General features: G+C 69.5%; 13 protein-coding genes. 6 read left to right on the top strand and 7 right to left on the bottom strand.

Features of this window, described 5'->3' with window-relative positions:
- Positions 1-46: 46 nt before the first annotated feature.
- Positions 47-2,305, bottom strand: a complete 2,259-nt coding sequence (locus ACFY0O_RS04175; RefSeq protein ID WP_388942571.1) for a DUF6049 family protein — start codon at positions 2,303-2,305, stop codon at positions 47-49.
- Between the two features lie 209 nt (positions 2,306-2,514).
- On the opposite strand from ACFY0O_RS04175, the gene ACFY0O_RS04170 reads away from it, so the two are divergent.
- Positions 2,515-3,966 carry a CCA tRNA nucleotidyltransferase gene (locus ACFY0O_RS04170; protein WP_388942568.1) on the top strand — a complete coding sequence of 484 codons (1,452 nt, stop codon included), beginning with the start codon at positions 2,515-2,517 and terminating at the stop codon, positions 3,964-3,966.
- A 40-nt stretch (positions 3,967-4,006) separates the two neighbouring features.
- On the opposite strand, the gene ACFY0O_RS04165 is transcribed toward ACFY0O_RS04170, so the two are convergent.
- From ACFY0O_RS04165 to ACFY0O_RS04155, 3 genes are all read right to left on the bottom strand, one after another.
- Positions 4,007-5,290 carry an MFS transporter gene (locus ACFY0O_RS04165; RefSeq protein WP_388942565.1) on the bottom strand — a complete coding sequence of 428 codons (1,284 nt, stop codon included), beginning with the start codon at positions 5,288-5,290 and terminating at the stop codon, positions 4,007-4,009.
- Positions 5,291-5,406: 116 nt separating this feature from the next.
- A complete protein-coding gene (locus tag ACFY0O_RS04160) occupies positions 5,407-6,489 on the bottom strand; it encodes an inositol-3-phosphate synthase (RefSeq protein ID WP_358891488.1) in 1,083 nt (360 codons plus the stop codon).
- Positions 6,490-6,539: 50 nt separating this feature from the next.
- Positions 6,540-7,142 (bottom strand): helix-turn-helix transcriptional regulator, encoded by a 603-nt coding sequence (locus ACFY0O_RS04155; protein ID WP_358891489.1) that lies wholly within the window; start codon positions 7,140-7,142, stop codon positions 6,540-6,542.
- Positions 7,143-7,414: 272 nt separating this feature from the next.
- Between ACFY0O_RS04155 and ACFY0O_RS04150 the strand changes: the two genes are divergently transcribed.
- Both ACFY0O_RS04150 and ACFY0O_RS04145 read left to right on the top strand, forming a co-directional pair.
- Positions 7,415-9,985, top strand: a complete 2,571-nt coding sequence (locus ACFY0O_RS04150) for a transglycosylase domain-containing protein (RefSeq protein WP_388942563.1) — start codon at positions 7,415-7,417, stop codon at positions 9,983-9,985.
- An 87-nt stretch (positions 9,986-10,072) separates the two neighbouring features.
- The gene (locus ACFY0O_RS04145; RefSeq protein ID WP_388942560.1) at positions 10,073-11,560 is read left to right on the top strand and encodes a glycosyltransferase family 87 protein; all 1,488 of its coding nucleotides are present in this window, start codon (positions 10,073-10,075) and stop codon (positions 11,558-11,560) included.
- 41 nt (positions 11,561-11,601) lie between these two features.
- On the opposite strand, the gene ACFY0O_RS04140 is transcribed toward ACFY0O_RS04145, so the two are convergent.
- From ACFY0O_RS04140 to ACFY0O_RS04130, 3 genes are all read right to left on the bottom strand, one after another.
- Complete coding sequence (locus ACFY0O_RS04140; protein ID WP_358891492.1) at positions 11,602-12,633, bottom strand: alanine racemase; 1,032 nt, start codon at positions 12,631-12,633, stop codon at positions 11,602-11,604.
- A gap of 74 nt (positions 12,634-12,707) precedes the next feature.
- Positions 12,708-13,826 (bottom strand): peptidoglycan bridge formation glycyltransferase FemA/FemB family protein, encoded by a 1,119-nt coding sequence (locus tag ACFY0O_RS04135; RefSeq protein WP_045945395.1) that lies wholly within the window; start codon positions 13,824-13,826, stop codon positions 12,708-12,710.
- A gap of 131 nt (positions 13,827-13,957) precedes the next feature.
- A complete protein-coding gene (locus ACFY0O_RS04130; protein ID WP_358891493.1) occupies positions 13,958-14,269 on the bottom strand; it encodes a hypothetical protein in 312 nt (103 codons plus the stop codon).
- Positions 14,270-14,521: 252 nt separating this feature from the next.
- On the opposite strand from ACFY0O_RS04130, the gene rpsF reads away from it, so the two are divergent.
- The 3 genes from rpsF to rpsR all read left to right on the top strand — a co-directional run bounded on the left by rpsF (position 14,522) and on the right by rpsR (position 15,749).
- Positions 14,522-14,812: a 30S ribosomal protein S6 gene (gene rpsF, locus ACFY0O_RS04125; RefSeq protein WP_007265254.1), complete on the top strand. Its 291-nt coding sequence runs from the start codon at positions 14,522-14,524 to the stop codon at positions 14,810-14,812.
- A gap of 72 nt (positions 14,813-14,884) precedes the next feature.
- Complete coding sequence (locus ACFY0O_RS04120) at positions 14,885-15,469, top strand: single-stranded DNA-binding protein (protein ID WP_358891494.1); 585 nt, start codon at positions 14,885-14,887, stop codon at positions 15,467-15,469.
- A gap of 43 nt (positions 15,470-15,512) precedes the next feature.
- Positions 15,513-15,749: a 30S ribosomal protein S18 gene (gene rpsR / locus ACFY0O_RS04115; protein WP_005315025.1), complete on the top strand. Its 237-nt coding sequence runs from the start codon at positions 15,513-15,515 to the stop codon at positions 15,747-15,749.
- The last annotated feature ends 1 nt before the right edge of the window (position 15,750 follow it).

Here is a 15,750-nt window from a genome sequence, read left to right as displayed (position 1 = left end):
CGCAACCCCACCTCATCGTCCCCAGGCCGACCGGCCACGGCATCGCTCAACGGTCCACTGTCTCACCCGTTCCGGACCCCTCTGTGCTTTGCGGTCCGGTGTCCGTGGTCTCGTCACTCGGCTGCGTGCTCTCCTCGGCGGCCGCCCGCGCGGCGACGCGCTTGCGGCTGGCGTACATCTTGATGCCGGCCAGGACCAGGAGGAGCACGCCGCCGGCGATGACGAGCATGACGGTGGGGGTGACCTCGGTGGCCTCGACGGTGAACTTGCGTTCCTTGCCGTACGGCACGCCGTCCTTGGTGAAGAGGCGTGCGGTGACCTGGACCGGACCACTCGCGGTGGCGTTGGCGGTGAACTTTACCGTCTGGCTGTGGCCGCCCTGAACGGTGACTTCCTGTTCCGATTCGCTGAACATCAGGCGGGTCGGGTTGTCGGACTTCACCCTCAGCACCAGGTTGTGCACGTCCTGGACGAGGCTGTTCTGGACGCTGACCGGGATCGTCGCGCTATGTCCGGACAAGGTGGCGTCCGACTTGGGGACGACCTTGACCTTGTCGGTCAGTCCGACCAGGTAGGACTGGACCTCGTCGCGGTAGCGGTCGGCCTCCTCGGGGCGGCCGCGCCACGAGGTGGACATCTCCCGGTTGGTGGTGTTGCCGAAGGGGATCTCGACGCGGTCCGGGGCCGTGAGGATGACCTTGAAGTGGTCGAGGGTGTTCTGGGTGGTGCGGATCTTCTCGAACGCCGACACCGGGAGCTCCTGCTTGCTCAGGGCCTCCGGGTACTGGCCCGCGCCGGGCACCTGGGTCGCGGCGCCGGGGTCGGGCTTGGCGGCGGCCGCCGCCTCCAGGTCGGAGGGCTGGGTCCAGCGCCCGGCCTGGAGCCCCCGCAGGGCGAGGGCCATCGAGTCGGCCTGGCTGGCGGAGGGCCGGCGCTGGGGCGCGACCACGTAGCTCCGCGGCTCGTCGCCGCCCTGGAGGTTGAGCGCCAGGCTGTGGGCGAGGAAGCGCTGCACGGCGAGCGTGGAGTTCCCGGCGCCGGCCATGTCGCCCTCGAAGGCGGTGGACAGATCGGCGTCGGCGACCACGGCCGTGGTCCCCGCGCCGATGGGGCGGGCGGCGCTCGGGGTGTAGCCGAGGGCGCCGGTCTCCTGGAGGCTGTCGCTGCGGGTCAGGACGTTGTGGGCGCCGGCCGAGGTGGCGACGTTCACGATCGACGGGTCGATCGCGCCGTCCACGGGCCAGGAGAAGTCGGAGGAGGCGGTGACGTGCAGCACCGTCTCGACGGCCTGCTTCGCCTTGTCGGTCGCGGGCCGCAGCTGGCCCAGGGTGCCGGAGACGTCCTTGCCGTGGTGGGCGAGGGAGGCGATGTCGGGATCGGCGAACGGCAGGGCCACGACCTTCTTGCCCTGTACGGCGTTCTCCAGGGCGCCCAGCCACTGCTCGGCGACGGCCTTGTTCCGGCCCTGGACGGGCTTTCCGCCCGGGTCGGGGCTGCGGACCCGGTATCCCTTGGTCATGGCGTCGACCGTGGTGAGCAGGTCGGGATCGATGACCCAGGTGACGGGCAGGTCCTTGCCGAGCGAGACCATCCGCTCCAGCCGCCCGCCCGGCCGCAGCTCGTCGGCGAGGGAGTCGTCCATGAAGACCGGGGTCTGGACCTCGTCCGAGCCCGTCTCGGCGGTGACGCGGGTCGTGGAGATCAGCGGCCACACGTAGGTGAGGGAGGAGCGCTTGGCGGCCGGGTCCGGCTGCCAGGGCAGCAGGGTCCGCTGGATGCCGAGCACCTGCTCGGACGGACGGCTGTCGGTCGTCCCGGAGACGGAGACGCCCAGCTGGTAGACCCCGTCGGCGCCCAGGTCGAGCTTGTTGACCGGCACCTTGATCGTGAAGGGCTGGCTCACCTTCGAGGGAAGGGAGTCGATCTTCGCGGCGAAGGCCTGGTCGATCTCCCCCGGGTCCACCCCGGGCCGGAAGCCCTTGCGGTCCGCCACCTCGTCGATGGCCGACCGGTCGCCCACCATGGGGCCGACCCGCAGCCCGACGTGGGCTCCCTTGATCGTTTCGCGGCCGTTGTTGACCACGGTTCCCTGGATGGTCAGCGTGTCGCTCTTGACCGGAGCGTTGGGTGACACCTCGGTCAGCTGGACGTCGACGGAGGAATCGGCGGCCTGCGCCACCGGGGCGGGGGCGTAGACGAGGGCGGCCAGTACCGGGGTCCCGCTCAGCAGGACGACCGCCCGCCGCAGCCATCGGCGCCGGGCAGGGGCGGAGGCCGCCCCCTGGTTCTCTGCCGCCTCGGCCACGCGCTCACCAGTCCCTCGAAGTGTCAGTGGTCGTCGGTTCTGCGTCCACGCATGGTAACGAGACCCGCTGTGCGCGAGTGCCGCGCCTTGCTCCACAAGATCCGTTCCGGGTCCGTTCCGGTTCCCGGGCCGCGGGCCCGGCCCGCGCGCTGCTCCGCCAGGAGAAACCGGGCGGCCCCGGCCGGGCGGGCCACGTACCCTTTTCTGTTGTGCCGAACGCCAATGAAGACAACCCCAGTGCCCTGAGTCAGGTGCAGCGCCGCGCGGTCAGTGAACTGCTGCGGGTCGCGCCGGTCGCCGACGAGCTCGGCCGCCGCTTCCAGGAGGCGGGCTTCCGCCTCGCCCTGGTCGGCGGGTCCGTACGCGACGCGCTGCTCGGGCGTCTCGGCAACGATCTCGACTTCACCACCGACGCGCGTCCCCAGGACGTACTGAAGATCGTGCGGCCCTGGGCCGACGCGGTCTGGGACGTCGGCATCGCCTTCGGCACCGTCGGTGCTCAGAAGGAAGGCTTCCAGATCGAGGTGACGACGTACCGCTCCGAGGCGTACGACCGCACCTCCCGCAAGCCCGAGGTCTCCTACGGCGATTCGATCGAGGAGGACCTGGTCCGCCGCGACTTCACCGTCAACGCGATGGCCCTCGCCCTGCCGCAGCAGGAGTTCGTCGACCCGCACGGTGGCCTGGAGGACCTGGCCGCCGGGGTGCTGCGGACGCCCGGCACCCCGGAGGACTCCTTCTCCGACGACCCGCTGCGGATGCTGCGCGCGGCCCGGTTCGCCGCACAGCTGGACTTCGAGGTCGCCCCCGAGGTCGTTGCGGCGATGAAGGCCATGGCCGACCGGATCGAGATCGTCTCGGCGGAGCGGGTGCAGGCCGAGCTGAACAAGCTGCTGCTCTCCGCCCACCCGCGCAAGGGCCTGGCGCTCCTGGTGGACACCGGTCTCGCCGACCGCGTCCTGCCGGAGCTGCCGGCGCTGCGGCTGGAGAGTGACGAGCACCACCGCCACAAGGACGTCTACGACCACTCGCTGATCGTCCTGGAGCAGGCGATCGCGCTGGAGGAGGACGGCCCTGACCTGGTGCTGCGGCTCGCGGCCCTGCTGCACGACATCGGCAAGCCCCGCACGCGCCGCTTCGAGAGCGACGGCCGGGTCTCCTTCCACCACCACGAGGTGGTGGGCGCGAAGATGACCAAGAAGCGCATGACGGCCCTGAAGTACTCGAACGACATGGTCAAGGACGTCTCCCGGCTGGTGGAGCTGCACCTGCGCTTCCACGGTTACGGGGACGGCGAGTGGACCGACTCGGCGGTGCGGCGCTACGTCCGCGACGCGGGCCCGCTCCTGGACCGGCTGCACAAGCTGACCCGCTCCGACTGCACCACCCGCAACAAGCGCAAGGCCAATGCGCTGTCGCGCACCTATGACGGCCTGGAGGAGCGGATCGCGCAGCTCCAGGAGCAGGAGGAGCTGGACGCGATCCGCCCCGACCTGAACGGCAACGAGATCCAGCAGATCCTGGAGATCGGCCCGGGGCCCGCGGTGGGCAAGGCCTATGCCTTCCTGCTGGACCTGCGGCTGGAGAACGGCCCGATGGAGCGAGAGGCGGCGGTGGCGGCCCTCAAGCAGTGGTGGGCCGAGCAGGCACCCCAGGCCTGACGGGACCTGGGGACGGGGCTCAGTGCCTGTGTTTCACGGCCTATGTTTCACGTGAAACATAGGCGCGTTCCCGCCGCCGGTGCAGGAACACCGCCGTGCCGGCGTAGATCAGGGCCGTGGCCAGGAGCAGGGCCACCGACCGGCCGTCGACGGGGAGCATCAGCGAGGAGACCGCGGCCGCTCCCACGAAGGCCACGTTGAACAGCACGTCGTAGACGGAGAAGACCCGGCCCCGGTAGTCGTCGTCCACCCGGAACTGCACCACGGTGTCGGTGCAGATCTTGGCTCCCTGTGTGGCGACGCCCAGGGCGAAGGCGGCGACGAGCATGGGGCCGGGGGCGAAGAAGAGGCCGAGGGCCGGTACGAGGAGGGCCGATCCGGCCGCGCAGGCGGTGATCCAGCCCAGCGGGCCGAGCCGGCCCACCAGCCAGGGGGTCACCACGGCGGCCGCGAAGAACCCGGCCCCCGAGACCCCGACGGCGATTCCCAGCAGGGCCAGGCCGTCCGCCTCGTTGTCCGACCAGGAGTAGCGGCAGAGCATCAGCAGCATCACGGTCAGGGCTCCGTAGGCGAAGCGCATCAGGGTCATGGCGGTGAGGGCCCGGGCCGCCTCCCGGCGCCCGGCCAGGTGTCGCAGCCCCTCGGCCATGCCCCGGACGGTGAGGGCGACCCCCTCGAGGACGGACGGGTGCGTCCGGCCGGGAGGGTGGTCGGGCCCGAGGAGGTCGACGGCCAGTCGGAGCGCCACGAGTCCCGCGCACAGGTACAGCCCGGCGCCGACCAGGACGACGAGCGCGTTGGACCCCGAGGCCAGGATGCGGACGAGGAAGGCCAGGCCGCCGCCGGCGACGGCCGCGAGCGTTCCGGCGGTGGGTGAGAGGGCGTTCGCGGTGACCAGTTCGTCGGCTTCGACGACGTGCGGCAAGGCGGCCGCGAGCCCGGCCAGGACGAAGCGGTTGACGGCGGTCACGGACAGGGCCGAGGCGTAGAACAGCCAGTCGGGGACGTGCGCGACGATCAGTACGGCGGTGACGCAGGCGAGGAGGGCCCGCAGGACGTTGCCGTAGAGGAAGACCTGGCGGCGGCGCCAGCGGTCGAGCAGTACCCCGGCGAAGGGGCCGATCGCGGAGTAGGGCAGCAGGAGCACGGCCATCGCCGAGGCGATGGCCGCGGGAGAAGTCTGCTTCTCCGGCGAGAAGACCACGAAGGTCGCCAGGGCGACCTGGTACGTCCCGTCGGCCGCCTGGCACAGCAGCCGTACGGCGAGCAGGTTGCGGAAGTCCCTCCGGCGCAGGAGTACGCGCAGATCACGTACGACAGCCATGTGGGCAAGGGTCACATACACCGAGGGTCTCCGGACACACAGTCCGGAGACCCTCGGTGGAAGAAGCGTCGAAGCACAGGCGTCCCGGGGGACCCTGGAGTCGACCGGAGCCGTGACTAGCGCTCGACCTCGCCCTTGATGAACTTCTCGACGTTGGCCAGGGCCTCGTCGTCGAAGTACTGGACCGGCGGGGACTTCATGAAGTAGCTGGAGGCCGACAGGATCGGGCCGCCGATGCCGCGGTCCTTGGCGATCTTCGCGGCGCGCAGGGCGTCGATGATGACACCGGCGGAGTTCGGGGAGTCCCACACCTCGAGCTTGTACTCGAGGTTCAGCGGGACGTCGCCGAAGGCACGGCCCTCAAGGCGGACGTAGGCCCACTTGCGGTCGTCGAGCCACGCGACGTAGTCGGACGGGCCGATGTGGACGTTCTTCTCGCCGAGCTCACGGTCGGGGATCTGCGAGGTGACGGCCTGCGTCTTGGAGATCTTCTTCGACTCGAGGCGGTCGCGCTCGAGCATGTTCTTGAAGTCCATGTTGCCGCCGACGTTGAGCTGCATGGTGCGCTCGAGGCGGACGCCGCGGTCTTCGAAGAGCTTCGCCATCACGCGGTGCGTGATGGTCGCGCCGACCTGGGACTTGATGTCGTCGCCGACGATCGGGACACCGGCCTCGGTGAACTTGTCGGCCCACTCCTTGGTGCCGGCGATGAAGACCGGGAGGGCGTTGACGAAGGCGACCTTGGCGTCGATGGCGCACTGGGCGTAGAACTTCGCCGCGTCCTCGGAACCGACCGGCAGGTAGCAGACCAGGACGTCGACCTGACGGTCCTTGAGGATCTGGACGACGTCGACCGGGGCCTCGGAGGACTCCTCGATGGTCATGCGGTAGTACTTGCCGAGACCGTCGAGGGTGTGGCCGCGCTGGACCGTGACGCCCTTGTTCGGGACGTCGCAGATCTTGATGGTGTTGTTCTCGCTGGCGCCGATGGCGTCCGAGAGGTCCAGGCCGACCTTCTTGGCGTCCACGTCGAACGCGGCGACGAACTCGACGTCGCGGACGTGGTAGTCGCCGAACTGGACGTGCATCAGACCCGGGACCTTGGTGGCCGGGTCGGCGTCCTTGTAGTACTCGACGCCCTGCACCAGCGAGGCGGCGCAGTTGCCCACGCCGACGATGGCTACGCGAACCGAACCCATTCCGGTTGCTCCCTGTCTGTTCTCGGAACGAGGCCTGCGAAATGCAGGTCTCACTTTGCTGTTTCGTCGGGCGGACCGGGCCGTCTCTGGTCCCGTCCCGCCCTCTCGCTCTCGATGAGCTCGTTCAGCCAGCGCACTTCACGCTCGACGGATTCCATTCCGTGCCGCTGCAGCTCGAGCGTGTAGTCGTCCAGGCGCTCCCGTGTGCGGGCGAGCGAGGCGCGCATCTTCTCCAGGCGCTCCTCCAGCCGGCTGCGACGGCCCTCCAGCACCCGCATCCGCACTTCTCGTTCGGTCTGGCCGAAGAAGGCGAAGCGGGCGGCGAAGGACTCGTCCTCCCAGGTGTCGGGGCCGGTGTGGGAGAGGAGCTCTTCGAAGTGCTCCTTACCTGCTGCCGTCAACCGGTAGACGATCTTGGCGCGGCGCCCTGCGAGTGAAGCGGCGAGAGCGTCTTCCGGGGCGTTCCCCGGTTCTTCGATCAACCAGCCGTTGGCGACCAGCGTCTTGAGGCAGGGGTAGAGAGTGCCGTAGCTGAACGCCCTGAATACCCCCAGCGAGGTGTTGAGCCGCTTGCGCAGTTCGTACCCGTGCATGGGGGATTCGCGAAGCAGGCCGAGGACGGCGAACTCGAGGATGCCTGAGCGCCTGCTCATCCGCCTGCCCCTCTCTGCCTCTGAGTTTATGCCGAGCTGATGTATCGGCTCGATACATCCAGACCATAGATCGGGGCGCTTCCGCCGACAAGCCAAGACGTGGTGACCGGCGTCACATCACCAATTCGTACGACGCAAGTTGCCTGATTTGGGGTGAACTTCGGCACTGATTGGGTTTTGGTCGTGCGTAGGCTGTGCTGCAGGACCACCGGGGGGAACCGGAATCACCTGCCGCTTCCAGGCCACTCGCCTGCCCGAGGAGTAGTCGTTCGATGAGCGAGCACCGCCGCAAACCGCCGCAGCCCCAGGGCGGCGGCCGCGCCGCGTCGCGCCGGGCTGCCCAGCAGCACCCCGGAAGGGGCGCCGGCCCCGGACGGGGCGTCCCCTCCGCACCACCCGGCGGACCCTACGCGGACCAGGGCGCCCATGGCAGTCGCGCCGACGCCCGCCGGGCCGGCCAGCGACCCGCCGCAGGTCGAGGACGCCCAGGTGGGAAGGGGGGCGGCGGCCGAAAGCGGCTCATCGACTACCCCCGTGCGGGCAAGGCCGGCTGGAAGCGCTTCGTGCCCTCCTGGAAGCTGGTCTGCGGCAGCGTCCTGGGATTCTTCGCCTTCATCATCGCCGGGGCCGGCGTCGGTATCGCCATGGTCGGCACCCCGGACATGAACAAGGCGGCCAAGGCGCAGAACAACGTCTTCCAGTGGGCCGACGGCACCCAGATGGTCGCCACCGGCGGGTCCACGAACCGCCAGATCATCCCGATCGACCAGATTCCGGTCTCCATGCGGAACGCCGTGATCGCGGCGGAGAACGAGTCCTTTGAAACGGACAAAGGCGTCGATCCCATGGGTATCGCCCGTGCCGTGGTGAACATGGCCACGGGAGGGTCGACCCAGGGCGGCTCCACCATCACCCAGCAGTACGTCAAGAACTCCTACCTCGACTCCGAGCAGACGCTCAAGCGCAAGGTCACCGAGCTCTTCATCGCGATCAAGCTGGGTGCCACCGAGTCGAAGGACACGGTCCTCGCCGGCTACCTGAACACCGCCTACTACGGCCGCGACGCCTACGGCATCCAGGCCGCCGCCCGTGCCTACTTCGGCAAGGACGCCAAGGACCTCAACCCCTCGGAGAGCGCCTTCCTCGCCTCCCTTCTCAAGGGCCCCAACCTCTACAACCCGGACGGCGGCATCGGCTCCGCCGCCACCCCCGAGGCCAACGAGAAGCGGGCCCGGGCCCGCTGGGCGTGGGTGCTCGACCGTGAGGTCGCCGTCCACCGCATGGAGCAGTCCGAGCGGGACAAGTACAAGGAGTTCCCCGCCCGGGTCGATCTCGCCCAGGCGAGCGGCATGTCGGGCCAGACCGGCTACCTGGTCGAGGTGGCCAAGTCGTACGTCATGAAGACGGCCGACATCAGCGCGGAGAAGATGGCCCTCGGCGGTTACACCATCCGCACCACCTTCCAGAAGCCCAAGGTGGACGCCCTGACCAAGGCGGTCGAGGACACCCGCAACGACTTCCTCGACGAGAAGAAGCGCCCCGAGTACGACACCTTCGTCCAGTTCGGCGCCGCCTCCGTCGACGTGAAGACCGGGGCGATCGTCGCCCTGTACGGCGGCCCCGGCTGGGACCACAAGTACTTCGCCAACAACGCCAACACCTCCGGCGTGCCCGTCGGCTCGACCTGGAAGCCGTACGTGCTGGCCGCGGCCATGGAATACGGCACGCAGAACTCCAAGGGCGCGGGCATCTCGGCCGCCAGCAAGTACAACGCCAACGACCAGACGGTGATCAACGACCGCACGGGCAAGCCGCTGCTGGGCTCCGACGGCCAGCCGTTCAAGCAGAAGAACGAGAGCGAGTACCCGTACGGCTACGTGACCCTGAACGAGGCGATGGAGAAGTCCATCAACGTTCCGTTCGCCCAGCTGGTCTTCGACGTCGGCCACAGCAAGGTCCGCCAGGTGGCCAAGGCCACCGGCATCCTCGAGGAGTCGATGGACGAGAACAACAACGCCTCGTTCGCCCTCGGCACCTCGACCCCCAGCGCCATCCGCATGGCCGACTCCTACGCCACCTTCGCCGCCTCCGGGACGCACCACGAGCCATTCTCGGTCCTGGAGGTCACCAAGGACGGCAACAAGCTGCCCGGGTTCCAGACCCCCAAGGAATCCCGGGCCATGGACAACTCCGTCGCGGACAACATCACCAAGGTCCTGCGCAACGTCGTGGAGAACGGCACCGGCACCAAGGCCAAGAAGCTGGGCCGGCCGGCCGCCGGCAAGACCGGTACCACCGACCAGAACAAGTCCGCCTGGTTCGTCGGCTACACCCCGGAGCTGTCCACCTCGGTCACCCTCTTCCGCAACGACCCGAACTCCAAGGACAAGAAGCTCATGTCCATGAACCACGTGGGCGGTGTCGACTCCATCCACGGTGGTGACATCCCCGCGGTGATCTGGACCGAGTACATGCGCGAAGCCCTCAAGGGAGCCCCGGTCAAGGACTTCCCCGAGGCCGAGGACATCGGCGTCGTCGCCGACGCCGCCGGGGCCCCGTCGCCCAGCCCGTCGGTGTCCGTGTCCCCCTCCGCCTCGCCGTCCACGTCGGTCTCGCCCTCGCCGTCCACGTCCGTGTCGCCCTCCCCCTCCGACGGGGGCAAGCCGTGCAAGCCGAAGCCCTGGAACCTGAACTGCGACCCGCAGACCGCGGCCGGTACGAGTTCCGGAGCGGGCGGCAACACGGCCGGCGGGAACACCGACCCGGCCACCACGCCCCCGGGCAGGCCAGGACGCCCCGGCGGCGGGAGCAACTGGGGCAGCATCATGGGCACCCAGGGCTGACCCCGCCCCACCCGCACCACCGGAGGGCCGTCGCACACCGTGCGGCGGCCCTCCCCCGTGTCCGGGCCGGTACGGCAGGATGAGCCCATGACCCAGGTGCACGAGGATCCGCCCCCCGTACTGCCCACGCAGCAGGACGAGGTCGCCGCCGCCGGCAGCGAGCTCATCGGCGGGCCGGCCGGCCGGCACGTCCGGCCGGGGGCCCACTGGCTGTCCCCCGTCCGCGTCGTGGTCCTCGTGGCCCTCGGCATGTTCGCGCTCGGCATGGTGCAGAAGCTGCCCTGCTACGACTGGGCCTGGTTCCAGGGGGCGGGCTCGCAGTACACCCACGCCTGCTACTCCGACATCCCGCACCTGTACTCCGCCCGCGGCTTCGCCGACGGCCTCGTGCCCTACCGCGACAGGTTCCCGGACGTGGCGGTCGACCCGAAGTACGGCGGCATGCAGTACCTGGAGTACCCGGTGCTCACCGGGGCCTTCATGGAGGTGGCCTCCTGGCTCACTCCCTCGTCCGGGGCGATCCAGCACCGTGAGCAGATGTACTGGATGGTCAACGCGGGCATGCTGATGGCCTGCGCCGCGGTCATCGCCGTCTGCGTCACCCGGACCCACCGCCGTCGTCCCTGGGACGCCCTGCTCCTCGCGCTGGCCCCCGCGTTCGCGCTGAACGCGACCATCAACTGGGACCTGCCGGCCGTCGCCCTCGCCGCCGCCGCGATGCTGATGTGGTCGCGCGGCCGGCCGCTCCTCAGCGGGGTGCTCATCGGCCTGGCGACCGCGGCCAAGCTCTACCCCGTACTCCTGCTCGGCGCCCTGTTCGTCCTGTGCTGGCGGGCCGGGAAGTGGCGGGCGTTCGGCGCCGCCCTCGGCGGGGCGCTCGTCGCATGGCTCGTGGTCGACCTGCCGGTCATGTTCTACGCCTGGGACGGCTGGAAGCGGTTCTACGTGTTCAGCCAGGAGCGTCCGATCGACTTCGGCTCCGTCTGGCTGCTGATCTCCCAGCGCAGCGGCAACCCCCTGGAGGACGCCAACACCTACGCCACGGGGTTGACCCTGCTGCTCTGCCTGGGCATCGGCGTGCTCACGCTGACCGCCCCCCGGCGGCCCCGCTTCGCCCAGCTGGCCTTCCTGGTCGTCGCCGCGTTCATCCTGGCCAACAAGGTCTACTCGCCGCAGTACGTGCTGTGGCTCGTCCCGCTCGCCGTACTGGCCCGTCCGCGCTGGCGCGACTTCCTGATCTGGCAGGCCGGCGAGGTCGCCTACTTCCTCGGGATCTGGCTCTACCTGGCCTACACGACCAGCGGGGACAAGCACCAGGGGCTGCCCCTGGAGGGCTACCAGCTGGCCATCGCCATCCACCTGCTGGCCACGCTCTACCTGTGCGCGGCCGTCGTGCGGGACATCCTGCTGCCCGAGCGGGACGTCGTCCGGCGCGACGGCTCGGACGACCCGTCCGGAGGCGTCCTGGACGGGGCCGAGGACGTGTTCGTGCTCGGGGGCAAGACGAAGGCGCCGCGGTACGCGGCGCCTTCGGAAGGACAGCGGGTCGCCTGGGGCGTGGACCCCAGGGACTGACCCGGCGGCCGGGCCGGACGGGCCCGGCCGCCGGGTGCGGATCAGGCGTCGAGCACCCGGTCGAACTGGGTCGTGGTGTGGCGCAGGTGGGCCACCAGCTCGTCGCCCACCTTCGGCTCGGTCGCGTCCGAGGGCACGAACAGGATCGACACCTGCATGTGCGGGGGCTCGGCGAACCAGCGCTGCTTGCCCGCCCAGACGAAGGGCGACAGGTTGCGGTTGACGGTGGCCAGGCCCGCCCGGGCGACGCCCTTGGCGCGCGGCATCATCCCGTGGAGGGCCTTGGGGGCCTCCAGGCCCACGCCGTGCGAGGTGCCGCCGGCGACGACGACCAGCCAGCCGTCGGAGGCGGCCTTCTGCTGGCGGTAGCCGAAGCGGTCGCCCTTGGTCACGCGCGTGACGTCCAGGACCGCGCCGCGGTACTGGGTGGCGTCGTGGTCGCCCAGCCACAGCCGGGTGCCGATGCGGGCCCGGAAGCGGGTCTGCGGGAACTGCTGCTGGAGCCGGGCCAGCTCCTCGGCCCGCAGGTGGCTGACGAACATGGTGTGCAGCGGCAGCCGGGCCGCGCGCAGCCGGTCCATCCAGCCGATGACCTCCTCGACGGCGTCCGAACCGTCGGGGCGGTCCAGCGGCAGGTGCAGGGCGAAGCCCTCCAGCCGGACGTCCTCGATCGCCGACTGGAGCATCCCCAGGTCCTGCTCGGAGATGCCGTGGCGGCGCATCGAGCTCATGCACTCGATGACCACGCGGGCACCGACCAGGCCGCGGACCCCGTCCACGGAGGCCACCGAACGGATCACCCGGTCCGGCAGCGGCACCGGGTCCTCGCCCCGCCGGAACGGGGTGAGGACGAGCAGGTCGCCGCCGAACCGGTCCTTGATGCTCGCGGCCTCGTACGTGGTGCCGACGGCCAGGATGTCGGCGCCCATCCGGGTCGCCTCCTCGCACAGCCGCTCGTGGCCGAAGCCGTATCCGTTGCCCTTGCAGACGGGGATCAGACCGGGGAACTGGTCGATGATCGTCTTCTGGTGCGCACGCCAGCGCGCGGTGTCGACGTAGAGCGTGAGCGCCATGCCCGTCCGGAGCCTCTCTCGGATAGCTGCGTGGTGCAGCGGTGCGGTGTGTGTGGAAGGGGCGGGGGTGGGGGTCAGCGGCGCGACATGTAGATGTCGAGCGCCTTGTGCAGCATCTTGTTGAGGGGGAAGTCCCACTCGCCGACGTACTCGACGGCTTCGCCGCCCGTGCCGACCTTGAACTGGATCAGGCCGAACAGGTGGTCGTTCTCGTCCAGGGTGTCACTGATGCCGCGCAGGTCGTAGACGCTGGCGCCGAGCGCGTACGAGTCGCGCAGCATGCGCCACTGCATGGCGTTCGAGGGCCGGACCTCGCGCTTGTGGTTGGCCGAGGCGCCGTAGGAGTACCAGACGTGCTGGCCGACCGTCAGCATCGTGGCGGCCGCGAGCGGTTCGCCCTCGTGCTTGGCGATGTACAGCCGCATGCGGTTGGGGTCCTCGGAGTTGAGGGCCGTCCACTGGCGCTGGAAGTAGCTGAGCGGGCGCGGGCGGAACTTGTCGCGCTCGGCGGTGATCTCGTAGAGGTACTGCCAGGTCGGCAGGTCCTCGTAGCCGCCCTGGACGACCTCGACGCCGGCCTTCTCGGCCTTCTTGATGTTGCGGCGCCACAGCTGGTTGAAGCCCTTGAGGACGTCGTCCAGCGAACGGTTCGCCAGCGGCACCTGGAAGACGTAGCGGGGCTGGACGTCGCCGAAGCCGGCGCCGCCGTCCTCGCCCTGCTGCCAGCCCATGCGGCGCAGCTTGTCGGACACCTCGAAGGCGCGGGGCTCGATGTACGAGGCCTCCACGTCGCGCAGGCGCTTGACCTCGGGGTCCTGGATACCGGCCTTGATGGCGGCGGAGTTCCAACGGCGGATGACGACGGGCGGGCCCATCTTCACCGTGAAGGCGCCCTGCTGCTTGAGGTGCGCCAGCATCGGCTGGAGCCACTCCTCCAGATTGGGGGCGTACCAGTTGATGACCGGGCCCTCGGGAAGGTACGCGAGGTACCGCTTCACCTTGGGAAGCTGGCGGTACAGGACGAGGGCGGCGCCGACGAGTTCACCGGACTTGTCGAACCATCCCAGGTTCTCCGAGCGCCACTCGTTCTTGACGTCGGCCCACGCCGGGACCTGGCAGTGGCTAGCCGAGGGCAGGCTCTGGAGGTACGCCAGATGCTGCTCTCGGCTGATGGTGCGCAGGGACAGGCTCATGCGGGTTGTCTCCTCGGGCGGCTTCGCTGCTATGGCGCGAAGCCTACTGCGACAGGGGCGCCACCCATCTGGGGGACGGGCCGTAGCCCGGGCCGGTGTCCGGCCGGCGCCCCGTCGAGGAGATCCCCCGGTCAGCCCACCCAGCCGCCGAAGAGGCCGCCGTGCGCCATGCCGAGGAAGAAGCCGATCCCAGCCGCGCCAAGGCCGATGATCAGTGCGAAGCGCTCGCGTGTCGTCTCGGAGATGAACTGGCCGTAGGCGCCGGTCGCGATGCCGATCAGCCCCGTCCAGGAGCTGAGCAGGTGCAGATTGTGGAAGAACGCAGTGACGAACGCCACGGCGCCGAGGACGAGGGTGACCGCCACCAGGGTGTCCTGGAGCGGGTGGGGCTTGCCGTCGGTCGCGAGCAGGGAGATGGGCGGACGATCCATTGCCTGTGCCATCGAAAGGCACCTCCTGGCTGAAGCAGAGCGGTGCTGCGACGCCGCCTCCGGCCGGGGCCGGGGGCATAGCACCGAGCACACCCGATGCCTACAGATTGTGGTCCCCTCCCGCCGGATTTCAACCGGAAGGATTCGAGCAGGTAGTCTGTACGGTCTGCGCGGTGTCTGCTCTCAGGCACCGTGCGGCACGCATCACGACCCTCCTGCCACGGAACGACCGTGGCCGCTGAGTCCAAAGGAGGTGGGTTCCACATGCGTCACTACGAAGTGATGGTCATCCTCGACCCCGATCTCGAGGAGCGCGCTGTCGCCCCCCTGATCGAGAACTTCCTCTCCGTCGTCCGCGAGGGCAACGGAAAGGTCGAGAAGGTCGACACCTGGGGCCGTCGTCGTCTCGCTTACGAGATCAAGAAGAAGCCCGAGGGCATCTACTCGGTCCTCGACCTGCAGGCCGAGCCTGCGGTCGTCAAGGAGCTCGACCGCCAGATGAACCTGAACGAGTCGGTTCTCCGGACCAAGGTCCTTCGCCCCGAGACCCACTGAACTCCGGTTCAGCGGTAATCGGGACCGAGTAGCACAGCAGCCCAGCAGCAATCCCCGCCGAGAGGTTCATCCATGGCAGGCGAGACCGTCATCACGGTCGTCGGCAATCTCGTCGACGACCCCGAGCTGCGCTTCACCCCCTCGGGTGCGGCGGTCGCGAAGTTCCGTGTCGCGTCCACCCCCCGCACCTTCGACCGTCAGACCAACGAGTGGAAGGACGGCGAGAGCCTGTTCCTGACCTGCTCGGTGTGGCGGCAGGCGGCGGAGAACGTCGCCGAGTCCCTCCAGCGGGGCATGCGCGTCATCGTGCAGGGCCGGCTGAGGCAGCGGTCGTACGAGGACCGTGAGGGTGTCAAGCGCACGGTCTACGAGCTGGACGTCGAGGAAGTCGGCCCCAGCCTGAAGAACGCCACGGCCAAGGTCGCCAAGACCACCGGTCGCGGTGGCCAGGGTGGATACGGCGGCGGCGGTCAGCAGCAGGGCGGCGGCAGCTGGGGAGCCCCCAGCGGCGGCCCCCAGGGCGGCGGAGCTCCCTCCGACGACCCGTGGGCGTCCAGCGCGCCGGCCGGTGGCCAGCAGCAGGGCGGCGGCGGGGGCGGCTGGGGCGGAAGCTCCGGCGGCTCCGGCGGTGGCTACTCGGACGAGCCGCCCTTCTAAGGGCAGCTCCATCCCCACTTCTTGATCACACAGGAGAGACACAATGGCGAAGCCGCCTGTGCGCAAGCCTAAGAAGAAGGTCTGCGCGTTCTGCAAGGACAAGACCGCGTACGTGGACTACAAGGACACGAACATGCTGCGGAAGTTCATTTCCGACCGCGGCAAGATCCGTGCCCGCCGCGTTACCGGCAACTGCACGCAGCACCAGCGTGACGTCGCCACGGCCGTGAAGAACAGCCGTGAGATGGCGCTGCTGCCCTACACGTCCACCGCGCGCTAAG

The organism is Streptomyces sp. NPDC001594, from assembly GCF_042893675.1.
Taxonomy (GTDB): Bacteria; Actinomycetota; Actinomycetes; order Streptomycetales; family Streptomycetaceae; genus Streptomyces.
The sequence above is the reverse complement of the archived record's forward strand: the minus strand, read 5'-3'. Positions and strand labels throughout refer to the sequence as shown.

Coding starts and splice junctions, on each gene's coding strand:
- ACFY0O_RS04165 (WP_388942565.1), bottom strand. CDS start 5,290: ATGGCTGTCGTACGTGATCTGCGCGTACTCCTGCGCCGGAGGGACTTC.
- ACFY0O_RS04160 (WP_358891488.1), bottom strand. CDS start 6,489: ATGGGTTCGGTTCGCGTAGCCATCGTCGGCGTGGGCAACTGCGCCGCC.
- ACFY0O_RS04155 (WP_358891489.1), bottom strand. CDS start 7,142: ATGAGCAGGCGCTCAGGCATCCTCGAGTTCGCCGTCCTCGGCCTGCTT.
- ACFY0O_RS04150 (WP_388942563.1), top strand. CDS start 7,415: ATGAGCGAGCACCGCCGCAAACCGCCGCAGCCCCAGGGCGGCGGCCGC.
- ACFY0O_RS04145 (WP_388942560.1), top strand. CDS start 10,073: ATGACCCAGGTGCACGAGGATCCGCCCCCCGTACTGCCCACGCAGCAG.
- ACFY0O_RS04140 (WP_358891492.1), bottom strand. CDS start 12,633: ATGGCGCTCACGCTCTACGTCGACACCGCGCGCTGGCGTGCGCACCAG.
- ACFY0O_RS04135 (WP_045945395.1), bottom strand. CDS start 13,826: ATGAGCCTGTCCCTGCGCACCATCAGCCGAGAGCAGCATCTGGCGTAC.
- ACFY0O_RS04130 (WP_358891493.1), bottom strand. CDS start 14,269: ATGGCACAGGCAATGGATCGTCCGCCCATCTCCCTGCTCGCGACCGAC.
- rpsF (WP_007265254.1), top strand. CDS start 14,522: ATGCGTCACTACGAAGTGATGGTCATCCTCGACCCCGATCTCGAGGAG.
- ACFY0O_RS04120 (WP_358891494.1), top strand. CDS start 14,885: ATGGCAGGCGAGACCGTCATCACGGTCGTCGGCAATCTCGTCGACGAC.
- rpsR (WP_005315025.1), top strand. CDS start 15,513: ATGGCGAAGCCGCCTGTGCGCAAGCCTAAGAAGAAGGTCTGCGCGTTC.